Origin of the sequence: Cellulomonas septica (genome assembly GCF_012396155.1) — a bacterium.
Lineage (GTDB): Bacteria > Actinomycetota > Actinomycetes > Actinomycetales > Cellulomonadaceae > Cellulomonas > Cellulomonas septica.
In genome coordinates this window covers 1-1766 of sequence record NZ_JAAXOY010000713.1, presented here as the reverse complement: position 1 = coordinate 1766, position 1766 = coordinate 1, and the positions used below count along the sequence as shown (strand labels likewise).

The 1766-nt window shown below is 76.8% G+C and carries 2 protein-coding genes; both read left to right on the top strand.

The genetic code is table 11. From position 1 onward, the window contains the following. Positions 1 to 176 precede the first annotated feature (176 nt). Positions 177 to 614, top strand: a complete 438-nt coding sequence (locus tag HGA02_RS18465; protein WP_168680772.1) for an OsmC family protein — start codon at positions 177 to 179, stop codon at positions 612 to 614. A 75-nt stretch (positions 615 to 689) separates the two neighbouring features. Further along, a partial coding sequence (locus HGA02_RS18460; protein WP_168680771.1) for an FAD-binding protein occupies positions 690 to 1766 on the top strand: 1077 nt, incomplete at its 3' end.

The following is a 1766-nucleotide window of genomic DNA, read 5'->3' as shown; positions in this document are numbered from 1 at the left end:
GGCGCTGCGCGAGGCGGGCGCACCGACGCAGATCGTCGCCGGGCACCTCGAGCGGGCGCGCTGACCTGCACCTGCGTCCGGGAGGTCGGGACCGCGCGCGATCCGTCGCCCGGGCTCCTAGCGTGGGACGCGGTGCGCCGGGCCGGCGCACCGCGCCACGACACCGAGGAGACCGCATGCCCACGCGCACCGCACGCACCGCCTGGAACGGCACGCTCATGGAGGGCGGCGGCCAGGTCGAGCTGACGAGCTCGGGCGTCGGCACGTACGACGTCTCGTTCCCCAAGCGCGCCGCGGAGGACGCGGGCGGCACGACGAGCCCCGAGGAGCTCATCGCCGCCGCGCACTCGTCGTGCTTCGCGATGCAGCTGTCCGCGGTCATCGCCGAGGCGGGCGGCACGCCCGTCGCGCTGCAGGTGACCGCCGACGTGACGCTGCGCCCCGACCCCGCGGGCGGTTTCCGCATCAGCGGCATCCACCTGACGGTCCGCGGCGAGGTCGAGGGCCTCGACGCGGACGGGTTCCAGCGCGCCGCCGACGCCGCCAAGACGGGCTGCCCGGTGAGCAAGGCCCTCACGGGCACGGAGATCACCCTGGACGCGGCCCTCGACTGACCGTCGGCCCCCGGCCCCGTCCCAGCCTGCGGGGCGGGGCGCGGGGTCCCGGGCACGCGGTGCGACACTGCACCCGTGACCGCCACGACCGACTCCGCCGTGCGTACCGACGACGTCGTGCACGCCCTGCGGTCCGCGCTGCGCGGCGACGTCGACGACACCTCGCGCCGCCGCGCGGAGTACTCGACCGACGCGTCGAACTACCGGGTGGTCCCGCAGGTCGTCGCGTTCCCGCGGGACGTCGACGACGTGCTCGCCGCCGCGGAGGTGTCCCGCACGCTGGGCGTCCCGCTGACGTCGCGCGGCGGTGGCACGTCGGTCGCGGGCAACTCGGTCGGCACGGGGATCGTGCTCGACTTCTCGCGGCACGTGAACCGCGTGCTCGAGATCGACCCCGAGGCACGCACGGCGCGCGTCGAGCCGGGCGTGATCATGGCGACCGTGCAGAAGGCGGCGGCGCCGCACGGCCTGCGGTTCGGCCCGGACCCGTCGACGTGGACCCGCGCGACCCTCGGCGGGATGATCGGCAACAACGCGTGCGGCCCGCGCGCGGTCGCCTACGGGCGCACCGCGGACAACGTGCTCGCGCTCGACGCGATCGACGGCACGGGCCGCCGGTTCGAGGCGCGCAGCGGCGCCGGCGCGCTCGACGCGGTCCCCGGTCTCGACGCGCTCGTCCGCAGCAACCTCGACGTCATCCGCACCGAGCTCGGCCGGTTCGGCCGCCAGGTGTCGGGCTACTCGCTCGAGCACCTGCTCCCGGAGCGCGGGACGGACCTGGCGAAGGCCCTGGTCGGCACCGAGGGCACCGTGTCGACGCTGCTCGGCGCGACGGTCCGCCTGGTCCCCGTCGCGGCGGCCCCCGTGCTCGTCGTGCTGGGCTACCCGGACATGCCGACGGCCGCCGACGCCGTCCCCGCGCTGCTCGCGCACGGCCCGCTCGCGATCGAGGGCATGGATTCGCGCCTGGTCGACGTCGTGCGGCGCGTCAAGGGTGCCGCGGCCGTGCCGGACCTGCCCCCGGGCGGCGGCTGGCTCATGGTCGAGGTCGGCGGCGACACCCTCGACGAGGCCCTCGACCGTGCCCGCGCGCTCGCGGCCGACGCCGCGACGACCGCCGTCGGCCTGTTCCCGCCCGGGCCGGAGGCCGTC

What these genes read in the sequence shown, in the direction of transcription:
- HGA02_RS18465 (WP_168680772.1), top strand. Translation starts at nt 177, where the DNA reads ATGCCCACGCGCACCGCACGCACCGCCTGGAACGGCACGCTCATGGAG.